This window comes from Phenylobacterium sp., assembly GCF_020402505.1.
Taxonomy (GTDB): Bacteria; Pseudomonadota; Alphaproteobacteria; order Caulobacterales; family Caulobacteraceae; genus Phenylobacterium.
The window spans coordinates 1-13,855 of record NZ_JADBZL010000026.1 but is presented as its reverse complement, the minus strand read 5'-3'; the positions used below and the strand labels follow the sequence as shown (position 1 = coordinate 13,855).

Below are 13,855 nucleotides of genomic sequence, written 5' to 3'. Positions count from 1 at the left end.
GCGAGCAGGGTCTCCGCATGCTCCTCGACATAGCGGGTGTGCAGGGTCCCCGAGGGAAGCGCGTCGCTGGCCAACAGGGCCTGCAGGAAGCCGATATTGGTCTTCGCCCCGGCGATCTTGAACTCCGAAAGGGCGCGCCGGGCGCGGGCCGTCGCCGCGGTCAGGTCGCGGCCGTGGGTGATGACCTTGGCCAGGAGGGAGTCGTACCGGGCCGAGGTGGCGTAGCCGGCGTAGCCATAGCCGTCGACGCGCACCCCTGGCCCCGAGGGCGGGTCGTAGGCGGCGAGGACGCCGCCCGAGGGCCGCGAGCCGCCGTCGGCGGTCATGGTCTCCAGGTTCACGCGCGCCTGGATGGCGACGCCCTGCGGCGCCGGCGCGCCGTCGGCAAGGCCCAGGTCCGCCAGGCGTGCGCCATCGGCGATGCGCAGCTGCTGCTCCACGAGGTCCAGGCCCAGGACCATCTCGGTGACGGTGTGCTCCACCTGCAGGCGGGCGTTGGCCTCGATGAAGGCGAAGCGCGGTGCGGCGCCCGGGCTGGCGTCCACCAGGAATTCGATCGTCCCGAGACCGCGATAGCCGGCCGCCCGGGCCAGCGCCACCGAGGCCTCCAGCATGTCCCGACGAAGGGCGTCGGGCAGGCCGAAGGCGGGGGCGATCTCGATCACCTTCTGGCGCTGGCGCTGGAGCGAGCATTCCCGGTCCCAGAGGTGGATGACGCCGCCCTCGCCATCGCCCAGGACCTGGACCTCCACGTGTCTGGCGCGGGGCATCAGCTCCTCGACATAGAGGTCGCCCGAACCGAAGGCGGTCTTGGCCTCCGAGGCGGCGCGTTCGAAGGCGGCGGCAAGCGCCGCAGGGTCGCTGACCGGCCGCATGCCGCGGCCGCCGCCGCCGGCCACCGCCTTGAGCATGATGGCGCCGCCCGCGCCCAGGCCAGCCATGAAGGCCTGGGCCTCCTCCAGCGAGACCGGTCGGCTGATCCCGGCCAGAAGCGGAACGCCGCAGGTTTCGGCAAGGGCCCGCGCCGCAGCCTTGTCGCCGAAGATACGGAGGCTTTCGGGCCTGGGACCCACAAAGACCAGACCTGCGGCCTCGCAGGCCTCGGCGAAGCCGGCGTTCTCGCTCAGGAAGCCATAGCCCGGATGGACGGCGTCGCAGCCTGCAGCCGTCGCCACTGCGACCAGGCCCTCGATGTCGAGGTAGGCCGGGACCCCTGTCTTGCCCAGGTCGACCGCCGCGTCCGCCGCCCGGACGTGGAGCGAGGCGGCGTCATCCGACGCGTAGACCGCGACGGTCTCCACCCCGAGGTCGGCGGCGGTGCGGGCGATCCGGATGGCGATTTCGCCGCGATTGGCGATCAGGAGGCGCTTGGGCATCGGGTTTCCTTCCCACGGTCGGGCCGTCTTGGGCGGCCTCGGGAGCCGGTATAGCATCCAACCCCCCGCAGGACGCCAGCCCCGGAGCTCGCCTGGGCTCCGGCCCTGGTCTAGGCTGACCTGCATCGGGTCTGGTGAGGGCGCCTGCGACATGAAAGCGGTCTGGTACGAACGGACGGGTCCGGCCCGGGAGGTGCTCCAGCTGGGGGAGATCCCGACCCCGTCGCCGGGACGCGGGCAGGTGCTGATCCGCATCCACGCCTCCGGAGTGAACCCCTCCGACGCCGGCATGCGGGCCGGTCCTGCGCCCATGGCCTACCCCCGGATCGTCCCCAACAGCGACGGCGCCGGGGTGGTGGAAGCGGTGGGGCCGGAGACCCCGTCCCACTGGGTCGGACGCCGCGTCTGGTTCTACAACGGCCAGAGGAACGGACGCGCCTTCGGGTCGGCCGCCGAGTACATCGAGCTCGACGCCGACCTCGTCACGCCCCTGCCGGACGGGGTGTCGTTCGCCGAGGGGGCGACCCTTGGCATTCCCTGCATGACGGCGCACCGCAGCCTCTTCGTCGCCGGTCCGGTGCAGGGGCGCACGGTCCTGGTCACCGGAGGCGCGGGGGCCGTGGGGCGCTACGCCGTCCAGCTGGCGAAGTGGGCGGGGGCGAGCGTCGTCGCCACCGCGAGCAGCGAGGCCAAGGCCGCCCGGGCCCGGGAGGCCGGCGCGGACCTTGTCGTCAACTATCGGACACAGGACGTGGCGGCGGCGGTGCGCGACTTCACCGGCGGCGCCGGCGTCGATCATGTGGTGGATGTGGATTTTGGCGGGAACCTCGCCGTCACCCTGGCCTGCGTGAAGGGAAATGGCTCCATCGCCTTCTACGCCACCAAGGGAGAGCCCCGGCCCCTCGTCCCGGCGGGCGACCTGATGCGGCTGAACCTCAACGTCCACGGGGTCTACCTTCCGGTCAGCCCGCATGAGGCGCGTCGTCGGGCCCAGTCGGACATCCTGAACTGGATCTCCACCGGCCCGCGCATCCTGCCGGTCGCCGGCCGGCACCCGCTGAAGGATTGCGCCGCCGCCCACGAGCAGGTGGAGTCCGGGACCAAGGCGGGCACGGTTATCGTCGAGCCCCTTTCGACCTGATCCCTGGCGGGGGTTGCGCGCTGGCGGGGGCGCCTGCCAGACTTGGCCCTTCCGTCCCCTGAGGGAGTTCCCGACATGCTCGCCGTGATCCTCGCCACCGCGGTGGCCACCCAGCCCGCGCTTCCCCGCACGGAGGTTCCCCGGCTCGGCTTCTTCGCGGGCGTCGCGCACCAGTGCACGCCGGGCACCCAGCGGGACGCCTTCGACGCCAGGGTCCGCAGCATGGCCGCAGAGGTGCAGCGCCAGCACGGCGCAGACGCGGCCTTCGACTTCGCCGCCGCCTTCGGCCACGGGATCGCCTCGGCGGCGGTCTCCACATCGTCACAGGCGCCCCTGCTCGGCCCGGACTTCTGCGGCGACGCCCGCAGGACCTTCGAGGAAGGCGCCGCCCGGCTAGGCCCCGTTCCGCGCCGTCAGTAGGCGTAGCGCACGAACATCAGGACGCTGAACCAGCCGTCCGGCTTGTCCGGGAGGGCCCGCTTCACCGCGTCGCCGGGCTGGGTGTAGGCCAGGTGGCCGTGGACGTAGATCTTCCGGGATACAAACCATTTGGCGGTGACGTTCGCCTCCCGGCCGTAGTCGCGGCTGTTGAGGAAGGACAGGGCGGGGTTGCCGCCGATATTGTTCGCCTCCGCAGCCCTGAAGGTCCAGAGCTGGGGCACGATCTCGACCCGCGGGTCCGGCTTCAGCCGGAGCTGGATCCGGTGGGCGATGACATTGCTGTCCTGCACCACCTTGAAGTGGTTGGCGCCCTGAACCCACTGCTCGCCGTTACCGCCCGAGAACAGGGGGTCCCATCGCTCGAAGGCGGACGTGGCCGGGTCATCCCCTGAAAAGTAGGAGTAGCGGTAGCTGACGGAGGGCGACCAGGTCGCCGCCGGCCAGCGATAGCCCAGCTCGGCCCAGCCGGCCCTGGCCTTCATCGGGAAGTCCGTATTCTCCTGCAGGGCGATCTCCGCGCCGCCGAAGGGACCCTGCCGGGACTCGGCCGGCGCATAGGTGAACCGGGCGTCGTAGACCCGCAGGCCCTTGCGCACGCCCACCAGCGCTCCCGTCGGGCCGTAATAGGCGGCCCGCCCGTCGGTGGCCTGGACATAGCTGGCGGCGACCATCCAGTCGGGGGAGGGGCGGAACTCGGCGTTCACGCCGGCCAGCCGGGTCCCGGAGTCCAGGATCGGGAGTTCGTCGGGATCGAGGTGGAAGGCCTCCAGGCGCAGACGGTTGTAGGCCACCTGGGCGAGCACCAGATTGTCCGCAGCCCAGCGGGCGTTGGCCTGCAGGGCGGCCCGGTCGTGCCCGTTGGCCGCCGTGTTGGCGATGAGGAAGGCGTTCGCCAGGGTGAACTTCTGGCGGCCCGCCGAGAGGTTGTAGACCAGCCGGTTCCCGGAGGCGTCCGTGGAGCCGCCGACAAGGCCGACATAGGCGTCCTCGAGGCCGGTGTGGGTGCGCGTCTTGCTGCTGAACAGCTCATCCCCGCTGGAGGCTGCGGTAATGCCGCTCAGGCCGCCATACAGATAGACCTGCTTGGAGAGGGGGGTGATCCCGTAGACCCCGTAGTGGACATAGGCCTCCGCCCAGTCGCGGTAGCCGGCGCCCGAGGGTTGTCCCTGGACGAGGGGGTTGCCGGCCAGCAGGGGTCCGGGCTGGCCGTACCAGGAATTGTTGTTGGCGTAGTAGAGGCCGAGGGCGTCGAACTTGCCGACGAGGTAGGTCCCGTTCCGGTCAAGCAGAAGGGAGCCTGCGTCAGGATCGCCGGCGAGCCGCCCGCGGCCTTCGCGGCTGGCGGCGGAGTCGCCCAGGGTGACCCGGACCTCGACATCCACGCCGCCCGCCGAGCCCAGGCTGACGTCATAATCGAGGCCGCCGACCTCTGCGGTCCGGCGGGCCCGGGCCAGCTGCAGGTCGAAGGCCTCCTTCGAGAAGCGGGCCCCCGGGAAGAGGGCCAGGGACCTGCGGACGGAATCCGCGACACGGTCTGCGACGGCGGCATCCGGGCCGGGATTGACCACCACGACGCGGATCGCCTCGATCGCCGCCCCGTTCAGGGGATCGGACACGCCGGCCGACTGGGCCCGCGCCTGCGGCGACGCGGCGAGCACAAGCGCGGCGACGGCAAGCGTCAACAGGCCGGCGATCCGGCCCGGACCCGGCATCATGACCCGGATGCGCTGCGCCATCGGTCTTCGCCCTTCTTGCGCTTGGACTCCGCAACGGGACCCTTCCCCGCAAGTCCGCGCGCAGCTTGTAGTTGAGACAGGATGAAGGAATAGTCCAGAAACGTACAGGTGGGCGGCTCCGTCCACGCCAGGGAGAAGGGACCAGCAAATGGAACGTCGGGATATCCTCAAGGGCATTGCGATCGCCGGCGCCGCCGCGACCGCCGCAGCGACCGCCCCGCCGGCCTCCGCCCAGGTGGGGCCGAAGGGCGCCAAGGGCGTCGGGGTCAAGGACATGACCCCGGTGGACCCCGAGTACGTCATCCCCGGCCGGTTCACGGGCAAGACCCTCATCGTCACCGGCTGCGCCAGGGGCATGGGCGCTGCGGCCGCCATTCGCGCGGCCAAGGAAGGCGCCAACATCGTCGGCGTCGACTGGATCAAGGACCAGGGCCAGGCCGTGGTCGACCAGATCAACGCCTCGGGCGGCAAGGCCGTCTTCGTCTACGGCGACGTGTCCGAGACCTCGGTCTGCGACGCCATGGTCAAGGCGGCGGTCGACAGGTTCGGCGGCCTGGACCTGGCCCTCAACAATGCCGGAGTGATGGATGGCGTCTTCTCGGGCGACCCCGTGGACTACGCCCGCCAGAAGAAGCTGGTCTTCGCCCCCATCCATGAGGCGTCGGACGAGTACTTCGACAATGTTGTGCGGATCAACACCGCCGGCGTTTTCCGCAGCATGCGCTCCGAGCTGCGCCAGCTTCTGGCCCAGGGCCGGGGCGGCGCCATCGTCAATGTCGGCTCCATAGCCGGTCTGACCGGCCTGTCGGGCAACCCGGCCTACGTGGCCAGCAAGCACGCCGTCACCGGCCTGACCCGCAACGCCGCCATCGACTATGCGCCCTACGGCATCCGGGTGAACTCGGTGAACATGGCGGCCACGGACACCCCGATGGTCGAGCGCGCCGGGATCCTGGTGGCGGCCTCGATGAAGGACCAGAAGGGCCCGACCATGGGCCGGCTGAAGATCGACAGCCTCCTGTCCTACACGGACTCCAACAAGCGGCCGGCCACGGTGGGCGAACAGGTCTCCATGATGCTGTTCCTGCTGTCGCCCGAGGCGTCCAACTTCACCGGCGGCGTCTACGCCACCGACGGCGGCTGGACGGCCTACTAGGGGCGTCCCGGGGACATGATCGACCCTGCGGACGCCATCCGCGCCCGCCGGCGGCTGACCAACCGGTTCATCGCCGGTCGGGAGACCGCGCGGCTAGGGCCGGTCTTCCTGGCCACAGCGGTGGTGATCGCCGGCGACGGCTCGGTCATCACCGGCCGCGACGCCATCCTCGCCGCCTTCGCCAGCCAGTTCGCGGACCCGGGTTTCGGCGGCTATGTCCGGACGCCGGAGCGCGTCGAGGTGGACACCGCAGGACGACGCGCCGCCGAGCACGGCCGCTGGACGGCGGGATGGAAGGACGCCCCGCCCCAGTCAGGCCCCTACCTTGCGGTCTGGCGCCGGGTCACGGGTCAGTGGATGATCGAGACCGAGACCTTTGCGACCACGAGCTGAGGCGCGATCCGATGATCCCGACCCTTTACGGCATCAAGGCCTGCGACACGGTGGCCAAGGCGCGGGCCTGGCTGGCGGCGCACGGGAAGGATTACGTCTTCCATGACTACAAGGTCTCGGGGATCGACGCGGGGCGCCTCTCCGCCTGGGTGGATGAGTTCGGCTGGGAGCGGGTCCTGAATCGGGCCGGGACCACCTTCCGCAAGCTGCCCGAGGCCGACCGCGTGGACCTCGACGCCGGGCGGGCCATCGCCCTGATGCTGACCCAGCCGTCGATGATCAAGCGGCCCCTGCTGGACCTCGGCGACCGGAGGGTCCTCGGCTTCCGGCCGGAATTCTACGAGGCGGCGTTCAGGGAAGCCGCCTGAACGCCCGCCGGGGCCTCAGACCAGCGCCCCGTGACAGTGCTTGAACTTCTTGCCGGAACCGCAGGGGCAGGCTTGATTGCGCCCGGTCTGCTGCCAGCCCGCCGGCAGGGCGGAGAAGGGCAGGGCCTGGCGTTGCTCGGGGGAAAGTCCCTCGGGCAGAACCCCCATTTGTGCGGCGTTCTCGCCGGTCAGGGGGTCGAGGTGGATTTCCTGGAAAGCGGCGGCCGGCGGCTGAGGGTCGGCAAACTGGAACTCCACCGTCATATGCCAGCGCGTCACATTGTGCCGCAGGTCCACCAACAGCTTCTCGAAGAGGGAGAAGGCCTCGGTCTTGTACTCGTTCAGCGGATCGCGCTGGCCGTAGCCGCGCAGGCCGATCACGTTGCGCAGGTGGTCCAGGTGGGTGAGGTGCTCGCGCCACTGAAGGTCCACCGTCTGGAGCAGGAAGCTTTTCTCGATGGTCCGCATCTGGGCGGGACTGATCAGGGCCTCGCGCTCCTGCACCCGGGCGTCGCAGGCGGCGATGAGCCGCTCCTCGAACTCCTCGTTTGCGATCCCTTCCTCGGCCGCCCATTCGGCGACTGGAACGTCGAGGCCGAGGATGGAGCGGGTCTGCTCGGCCAGGCCCTCCAGATCCCACTGCTCGGCATAGGCCTTGGGCGGCAGATGACGCCGAACGAGGTCGCCAATGGTGTCCCGGCGCATCTCCGTCACCACGTCCGAGAGGTCCTCGTCGGCCATGAACTCGGCGCGCTGCTCAAAGACCGCCTTGCGCTGGTCATTGACCACGTCGTCGTACTTCAGGAGGTTCTTGCGGATCTCGTAGTTGCGCGCCTCGACGCGTTTCTGGGCGGTGGCGATGGCGTTGTTCAGCCACTTGTGGGTAATGGCCTCGCCGTCCTGCACCCCGAAGGTGCGCATGATGGCGTCCAGGCGCTCGCCGGCGAAGATGCGCAGCAGATCGTCCTCACAGGACAGGAAGAACTTGGACCGGCCCGGGTCGCCCTGGCGGCCGGTCCGGCCGCGCAGCTGGTTGTCGATCCGCCGACTCTCGTGGCGCTCCGTGCCCAGCACGAAGAGGCCGCCGGCTGCGAGGGCCTGGGCCTTGAGGTCCGCGATCTCGGCCTCGAGCTCGGCCTTGCGTGAGATCACCTGCTCAGGGTTCACCTCGATGCCGAGGCCGCGCTGCTCGTCCTGCCAGCGCAGGACCCGCATGTCGATATTGCCGCCCAGCTGGATGTCGGTGCCCCGGCCCGCCATGTTGGTGGCGATGGTCACCGCGCCCGGTATGCCGGCGTCGGCGACGATCATCGCCTCCTGCTCGTGATAGCGGGCGTTCAGGACATTGTGCGGGATGCCCTTCTGGACCTTGCCGTCCACCTCGAAAACATGGGCGTGAAGCAGGGTGGAGAGGGCCTCGGACTTCTCGATCGAGACGGTGCCCACCAGGATGGGCTGGCCGCGTATGTAGCAGTCCTCGATCTGCTTCAGGATCGCCTGGTTCTTCTCGTCCTCTGTCCGGTAGACCTCGTCGTCGTCGTCGATCCGCGCGACCGGCCGGTTGGTCGGGATCTCCATCACGTCCATCTTGTAGATGTCCGCGAACTCCTGGGCCTCGGTGGCGGCCGTCCCGGTCATGCCGGAGAGCTTCTTGTAGAGGCGGAAATAGTTTTGGATGGTCACCGAGGCCAGGGTCTGGTTCTCGGGCTGGACGTGGGCGCCTTCCTTGGCCTCGATGGCCTGGTGGAGGCCTTCGGACAGCCGGCGGCCCTGCATCATCCGGCCGGTGAACTCGTCGATCAGGATCACCTCGCCAGACCGGACGATGTAGTCCTTCTCGCGCGTGTAGAGGACGTTGGCGCGGAGGGCCTGGTTCACGTGGTGGACCACGGACACATTGGCGGCATCGTAGAGGCCGGTGGTGTCCTCCTCCAGGTGCCCGCCCGCACGCAGCATTTCCTCGACCCGTTCGGCGCCCTCTTCCGTGAGGATGACCTGCCTCTGCTTCTCGTCATGGTCGAAGGTGGAGCGGTCCTTGATCAGCTCCTTCACCAGGGCGTCTACAGTCCGGTAGAAGTCGGACCGGTCCTCGGTGGGCCCCGAGATAATGAGGGGCGTGCGGGCCTCGTCGATCAGGATGGAGTCCACTTCGTCGACGATGACGAAGTTGTGGCCCCGCTGCACCATCTCATCCATTTCGTAGACGAGGTTGTCTCGCAGGTAGTCGAAGCCGAACTCGTTGTTGGTGCCGTAGGTGATGTCCGACGCGTAGGCGGCCTTTCGCTGCCCCTGGCTCAGGCCGTGGACGATCACGCCGACCGAGAGGCCCAGGAAGCGGTAGACCTGGCCCATCCAGTCGCCGTGCAGCTGGGCGAGATAGTCGTTCACCGTGATGACGTGGACCCCGTCCCCGGGCAGGGCGTTCAGGTAGACCGGGGCCGTGGCCACCAGGGTCTTGCCCTCGCCGGTCCGCATCTCGGCGATGCCGCCCTGGTGCAGGACGATCCCACCGATCAGCTGGACGTCAAAGTGGCGCTGGCCCAGCACCCGCCGCGCCGCCTCGCGGACCACGGCGAAGGCCTCCTCCAGCAGTTGGTCCAGGGTCTCGCCCCGGCCGAGGCGCTGACGGAACTCGACGGTCTTGCCGCGCAGGGCCTCGTCGCTCAGCGCCTGCATCGCGGGCTCGAGGCTGTTGATCCGGGCCACCCGGGCCATCATGGCCTTGACCTTGCGGTCATTCGACGAGCCGAAGAGTCGCTGGAAGATGCTCAAGGGATAAATCCGGACCTGTGCGGGATGAGGGGGCGGCGCTTCGGCGAGGCCTGCCAGGAACCCGGAAAACCCGCTTCCCCCGGGGTGGGGGTGACTTAAGCAGCGCCCCTCGGACTGTCAACGCAGGCCCCCCCGGCGTATGCCTCGGTCGCTGCGCTTTGCAGGGCGCGCCGGAAGGTCTAGGGACAGTCTCCGGTTCGTTTCCGCAGGGATACCCGACGGCATGATGATGGTCGCATCCGCCACCCTCCCGCGTCTTTTTCTGAGCGCTCTGGCCGTCGCCTGTCTGGGCCTGGCCGGATGCCAGGGACGCGAACGCTCGGAATCGCCACCTGAGGCCGGCGACGTGGTGGTCGCCCGGGTTAATGGAGTCCCGGTCTGGACCTCTGACGTCAAGCGCGAGGCTGTCGCCCAGGGCCTGATCGGTGAGGGTGAGCCCCTCGATCCGTCCTCTGAACAGTTCCGACGCACCACCGACGAAGTGATCGACCGGCGACTGCTGGCCGCTGAGGCTGCCCGGCGCAAGCTGGACAAGGACCCCGCCGTCCAGCGGCGGCTCGCCGCCGCCCGGGAGCGCATCCTGGCGGACCTGGTGGTGGACTCCACCGTCACCGGCGCCATCAGTGAGCCGGCCATCCGCAGTCTCTACCAGGAGCAGGTCCGGCTTTCCCGCCAGACGGAGGAGATCCGCGCGCGTCAGATCGTCGTGGCGACCCAGCCCGAGGCGGAGGCGATCCGCAAGCTTCTGGCCTCGGGGGGCTCCTTCGAGGCCCTGGCCATGGAGCGGTCTCTCGACGCCGCCACCCGGTTCAACGGCGGCGATCTCGGGTACTTTACCGCCGACATCATGCCGGACTCCTACGAGGCGGCTCTGAAGACCGCCAAGGCGGGACAGACGATCGGCCCCTTTCAGGTTGAAGGCGGGTGGGCGCTCGTGAGAATCGAGGACCGCAGGCCGGAACAGCCCATTAGCCTTGAGGCGGCGCGACCGCAGATTGTCCGCTTCCTGACCTATGACCAGGTCCGGGACCTCCTGGAGAAGCTTCGGGGTCAGGCCAAGGTCCAGACCTTCCTCAAGACCACGCCGGATGTGCCCGGGCAGCCGCGTGAGCCTGCTTCCGGGACGCCAACGCCGGAAGCCGCGCCCAAGGACAAAGACAAGGACAAGCCCAGGGATAAGACGGAGGGGACCCCGCCATGAGCCGCAAGCCGACGCCGCCCGAGGCCGGACCCTCACGCCGTCGCTCCGCCGCCAAGCCCGTGGAGGCCGTGGGCCAGACTCTGGAGCGGGCGCTGGACCCCCTGGCCTCGGCGATCAAGCGGGCCGCCCTGCGGCGCGCCGATCGCCAGTCCCGGGCCTTTGACGATCCGGCCGAAGCGCCCGCGGCGCCGGCGAAAGGCGCACTCCCGGTCTCGCCTCTTGCGGTCCCGTTCCCGCGCATCCCGCCCATCGACGGGGTAGAGCTCGCGACCGGGCGGGCCGGCTTCTACAAGCACGACCGCGAGGACCTGCTCGTCATGCGTTTCGCCGAGGGAACCAGCGTGGCGGGGGTTTTCACCCGGCATGGCGTCGGTTCCGCCCCCGTCGACTGGTGCCGCAGGGCGCTTGCCCAGTCGCAGGGCGAAGACGCCCGGGCCCTGGTCGTCAACGCCGGCTGCGCCAACGCCTTCACGGGCAAGCCCGGGGCGGACGCCGCCCGGCGGGTCGCCTCCGCCGTGGCCAAGCGCTTCGACTGCCGCCAGCGCGACGTGATGATCGCCTCCACCGGCGTCATCGGCGTCCTGCTCGATGACGCGAAGATCACCCAGCGCCTCCCCGAGGTGGAAGCCGCCCTGTCGGCGGACGGCTGGGCGGGCGCCGCCCGGGCCATCATGACCACCGACACCTTTCCCAAGGGGGCCTTCGCCGAGGCCGAGATCGACGGGAAGACGGTGCGGATCGCCGGCATCTGCAAGGGCTCGGGGATGATCGCCCCGGACATGGCCACCATGCTGGCCTTCGTCGCCACCGACGCCGACATCGCCCCGAAGGCCCTTCAGAACCTCGCCAGCCTCTACACGCGCTCGACCTTCAACTGCGTGACCGTGGATGGCGACCGCTCCACCAACGACACCCTGCTCCTGTTCGCCACGGGCCAGTCCGGTGCGCCGAAGATCAGCCGGGCCGGCGACCGGCGGCTGGCGGATTTCCGCGAAAAGCTCGAGGCGGTTCTCCTCGACCTCGCCCTGCAGCTGGTTCGGGACGGGGAGGGCGCGACCAAGTTCGTGCGCATCAACGTCACCGGCGCCGAGAGCCCGGCCTCGGCGCGCAAGATCGCCCGGACCATCGCCGAGAGTCCCCTGGTCAAGACCGCCTTCGCCGGCGAGGACGCCAACTGGGGTCGGATTGTCATGGCGGTCGGCCGGGCCGACGAGCCCATCGACCGCACCCGGCTGAGGGTCGAGTTCGGGCCCCTGGTCGCCGCTCAGGACGGCCTCATCTCTCCCACCTACGACGAGGAGAAGATGAGCGCCTACATGAAGAAATCTGAGCTTGAGGTCAGCGTCGACGTCGGCGTCGGCCGCGGCTCCGCCACCGTCTGGACCTGCGACCTGACCAAGCAGTACGTGGCCATCAACGGGGACTACCGCTCATAGCCTGGCGATCGCGACTTCCGAGACGCGCGGGCGCGGCGGGTCATTACCCGGCGCACTTCCTTGACGCCCTGGCGGACAGGATCCGGGGCCTGGCGGCGCCGGGGCGGACCGCCCTGGTGGCGATCGACGGATGGGGCTGCGGCGGCAAGACCGCACTGGGGGAGGGGCTCCTGGACCGGCTCGAGCCGGACGCAACCTATCTCGGGATGGATGAGTTCTTCGCGGCCTACCCCTTCCCGCCCCTCGATCCCTTTCCCCTGCAGCACCTGCGATGGGATGAAATCCGGACCACCCTTGAGGGGCTTCGGGGGCAGGGCCTGGCTCGTCCGCGCCCTTTCGACTGGAGCACCCGCGCGATCGGGGCGCCCACCGAGATCTGCGGCCCGGTGGTCCTGGTCGAAGGGCTGTTCTCGATGCGCCCGGATATCAGGGCCCTCTACGACCTCAGGATCTGGGTTCAGAGCCGCACGGAGACCCGGCCGCTCCGGGTGGCCCAACGGGATGGTCCGGACATGCCGGATTTCTGGGCCCGGGAATGGGACGCCCGGGAAGCGGCCGTCTTCGCCCGCGAGCGGCCCTGGGAGGCGGCGGACATCCTCGTGGCCGGAGCGGAGACCCGGATCGGCGATCTCGGTCGTCTGTTCCCGCGCCCGGAAGGCGGCTGAAGGCCGCTGGACAGGCGTGAGCCTGGCGTCGATCATCGCAGCCGGCTCCGGTTCAAGTCGCCGCTCAACTGCCCTTGGCCCCCTTGTCGGTGCGATTTGGATCAGAGCGCGGATGTCTCTCGGCGCCCTAGAGCGGGATGTGTTTTAGCGGAATCTGGATTCTCAAATCGGGTCTGATGTGATTCACCCTTGCTGCTGGAGGAGGTCAGCAAGGATGGCGGCTCCGTATTCCATGGATCTTCGCGAACGGGCTTTGGCGCGCAAGGCGGCTGGAGAGACCAACCGAGAGATAGCGGCGGGGCTACATATCTCGCCCTCCTGCGTTTCAAAGTGGACCAAGCGCGAGCGGGAGACCGGATCGGTGGCTCCCGCTCAGATGGGCGGGCACAAGCCCCGGACGCTGTCGGGGGACACGGCCGACTGGCTGCGTGCGCGGATTGGGTCCGGGCGGTTCACGCTGCGGGGTCTGGCCGCAGAGTTGGCCGAACGCGGGATCAAGACCGATCCGCGAGCGGTGTGGGTGTTCCTTCACGCCGAAGGGCTGAGCTTCAAAAAAAACCCTGCTGCCCGAGGAACAGACGCGGCCTGACGTGGCGCGCAAACGCGACCGCTGGAAAGCTTACCAGAGCCGCATCGCCCTTGAACGACTGGTCTTCATTGATGAAACCTGGGTCAAAACCAATATGGCGCCCCTGCGGGGCTGGGGACCGCGAGGGCGACGCCTGAAAGCCTATGCCCCCTTCGGACACTGGAAGACCCAGACCTTTATCGCCGCCCTGCGCCATGATCGCATTGATGCACCGTGGGTGATCGACGGGCCGATCAACGGCAAGCTCTTCACTGTCTATGTGGAAGAGATCCTGGCCCCAACCCTGTCGCCCGGCGATGTCGTGGTGCTGGACAACCTCGGCAGCCACAAGGGCAAGGCCGCCAGGGCCGCTGTGCGAGCCCGGGGCGCTCATCTGCTGTTCCTGCCGCCCTACAGCCCAGACCTCAACCCGATCGAACAGGTCTTCGCCAAGCTCAAGCACGGCATGCGACAAACCCAACCCCGCAACATCGAAGCCACCTGGCGAAAAGTCGGAGACCTCATCGAAGCCTTCACCCCAAAAGAGTGCGCCAACTACCTCAGAAACTCAGGTTACGGTTCCATCTAAAAGAGTCATGCTC

Annotated in this window: 12 protein-coding genes; 9 read left to right on the top strand and 3 right to left on the bottom strand. The window is 69.1% G+C overall.

The window, feature by feature from the left end:
- On the bottom strand, positions 1–1,376 hold a 1,376-nt coding region (locus IM632_RS02445; protein WP_296551976.1), incomplete at its 3' end, for a biotin carboxylase N-terminal domain-containing protein.
- A 151-nt stretch (positions 1,377–1,527) separates the two neighbouring features.
- On the opposite strand from IM632_RS02445, the gene IM632_RS02440 reads away from it, so the two are divergent.
- Positions 1,528–2,517: an NADPH:quinone reductase gene (locus tag IM632_RS02440; protein WP_296485148.1), complete on the top strand. Its 990-nt coding sequence runs from the start codon at positions 1,528–1,530 to the stop codon at positions 2,515–2,517.
- 75 nt (positions 2,518–2,592) lie between these two features.
- Positions 2,593–2,937 (top strand): hypothetical protein, encoded by a 345-nt coding sequence (locus tag IM632_RS02435; protein WP_296485145.1) that lies wholly within the window; start codon positions 2,593–2,595, stop codon positions 2,935–2,937.
- Here IM632_RS02435 and IM632_RS02430 read toward each other — a convergent pair.
- Positions 2,931–4,694 (bottom strand): alginate export family protein, encoded by a 1,764-nt coding sequence (locus IM632_RS02430; RefSeq protein WP_296485143.1) that lies wholly within the window; start codon positions 4,692–4,694, stop codon positions 2,931–2,933. The two genes, IM632_RS02435 and IM632_RS02430, sit on opposite strands and share 7 nt — an antisense overlap.
- Positions 4,695–4,842: 148 nt before the next feature.
- Here IM632_RS02430 and IM632_RS02425 point away from each other — a divergent pair, with 148 nt between their 5' ends.
- From IM632_RS02425 to IM632_RS02415, 3 genes are read left to right on the top strand one after another with little or no spacing between them, the layout of a single operon-like run.
- Entirely contained in the window at positions 4,843–5,850 is a 1,008-nt protein-coding gene (locus IM632_RS02425) for an SDR family NAD(P)-dependent oxidoreductase (protein ID WP_296485141.1), read from the top strand.
- A 15-nt stretch (positions 5,851–5,865) separates the two neighbouring features.
- Positions 5,866–6,243: a nuclear transport factor 2 family protein gene (locus tag IM632_RS02420; protein WP_296485139.1), complete on the top strand. Its 378-nt coding sequence runs from the start codon at positions 5,866–5,868 to the stop codon at positions 6,241–6,243.
- An 11-nt stretch (positions 6,244–6,254) separates the two neighbouring features.
- Positions 6,255–6,611: an ArsC family reductase gene (locus IM632_RS02415; protein WP_296485136.1), complete on the top strand. Its 357-nt coding sequence runs from the start codon at positions 6,255–6,257 to the stop codon at positions 6,609–6,611.
- A 15-nt stretch (positions 6,612–6,626) separates the two neighbouring features.
- Here the strand turns inward: IM632_RS02415 and secA are convergent, their stop codons facing one another.
- The gene (secA, locus tag IM632_RS02410) at positions 6,627–9,383 is read right to left on the bottom strand and encodes a preprotein translocase subunit SecA (protein WP_296485133.1); all 2,757 of its coding nucleotides are present in this window, start codon (positions 9,381–9,383) and stop codon (positions 6,627–6,629) included.
- A gap of 226 nt (positions 9,384–9,609) precedes the next feature.
- Here secA and IM632_RS02405 point away from each other — a divergent pair, with 226 nt between their 5' ends.
- The 4 genes from IM632_RS02405 to IM632_RS02390 all read left to right on the top strand — a co-directional run bounded on the left by IM632_RS02405 (position 9,610) and on the right by IM632_RS02390 (position 13,842).
- Positions 9,610–10,584 (top strand): peptidyl-prolyl cis-trans isomerase, encoded by a 975-nt coding sequence (locus IM632_RS02405; protein ID WP_293515983.1) that lies wholly within the window; start codon positions 9,610–9,612, stop codon positions 10,582–10,584.
- A complete protein-coding gene (gene argJ, locus IM632_RS02400) occupies positions 10,581–12,020 on the top strand; it encodes a bifunctional glutamate N-acetyltransferase/amino-acid acetyltransferase ArgJ (protein WP_296485130.1) in 1,440 nt (479 codons plus the stop codon). The genes IM632_RS02405 and argJ overlap by 4 nt, the downstream gene beginning before the upstream one ends.
- A gap of 116 nt (positions 12,021–12,136) precedes the next feature.
- Entirely contained in the window at positions 12,137–12,685 is a 549-nt protein-coding gene (locus tag IM632_RS02395; RefSeq protein WP_296485127.1) for a hypothetical protein, read from the top strand.
- Positions 12,686–12,899: 214 nt separating this feature from the next.
- Positions 12,900–13,842 (top strand): IS630 family transposase gene (locus IM632_RS02390; RefSeq protein WP_296483506.1). Its coding sequence is split into 2 segments (ribosomal slippage): positions 12,900–13,235 and positions 13,237–13,842, totalling 942 coding nucleotides; the frame shifts between segments, so codons are not numbered across the junction.
- Positions 13,843–13,855 lie beyond the last annotated feature (13 nt).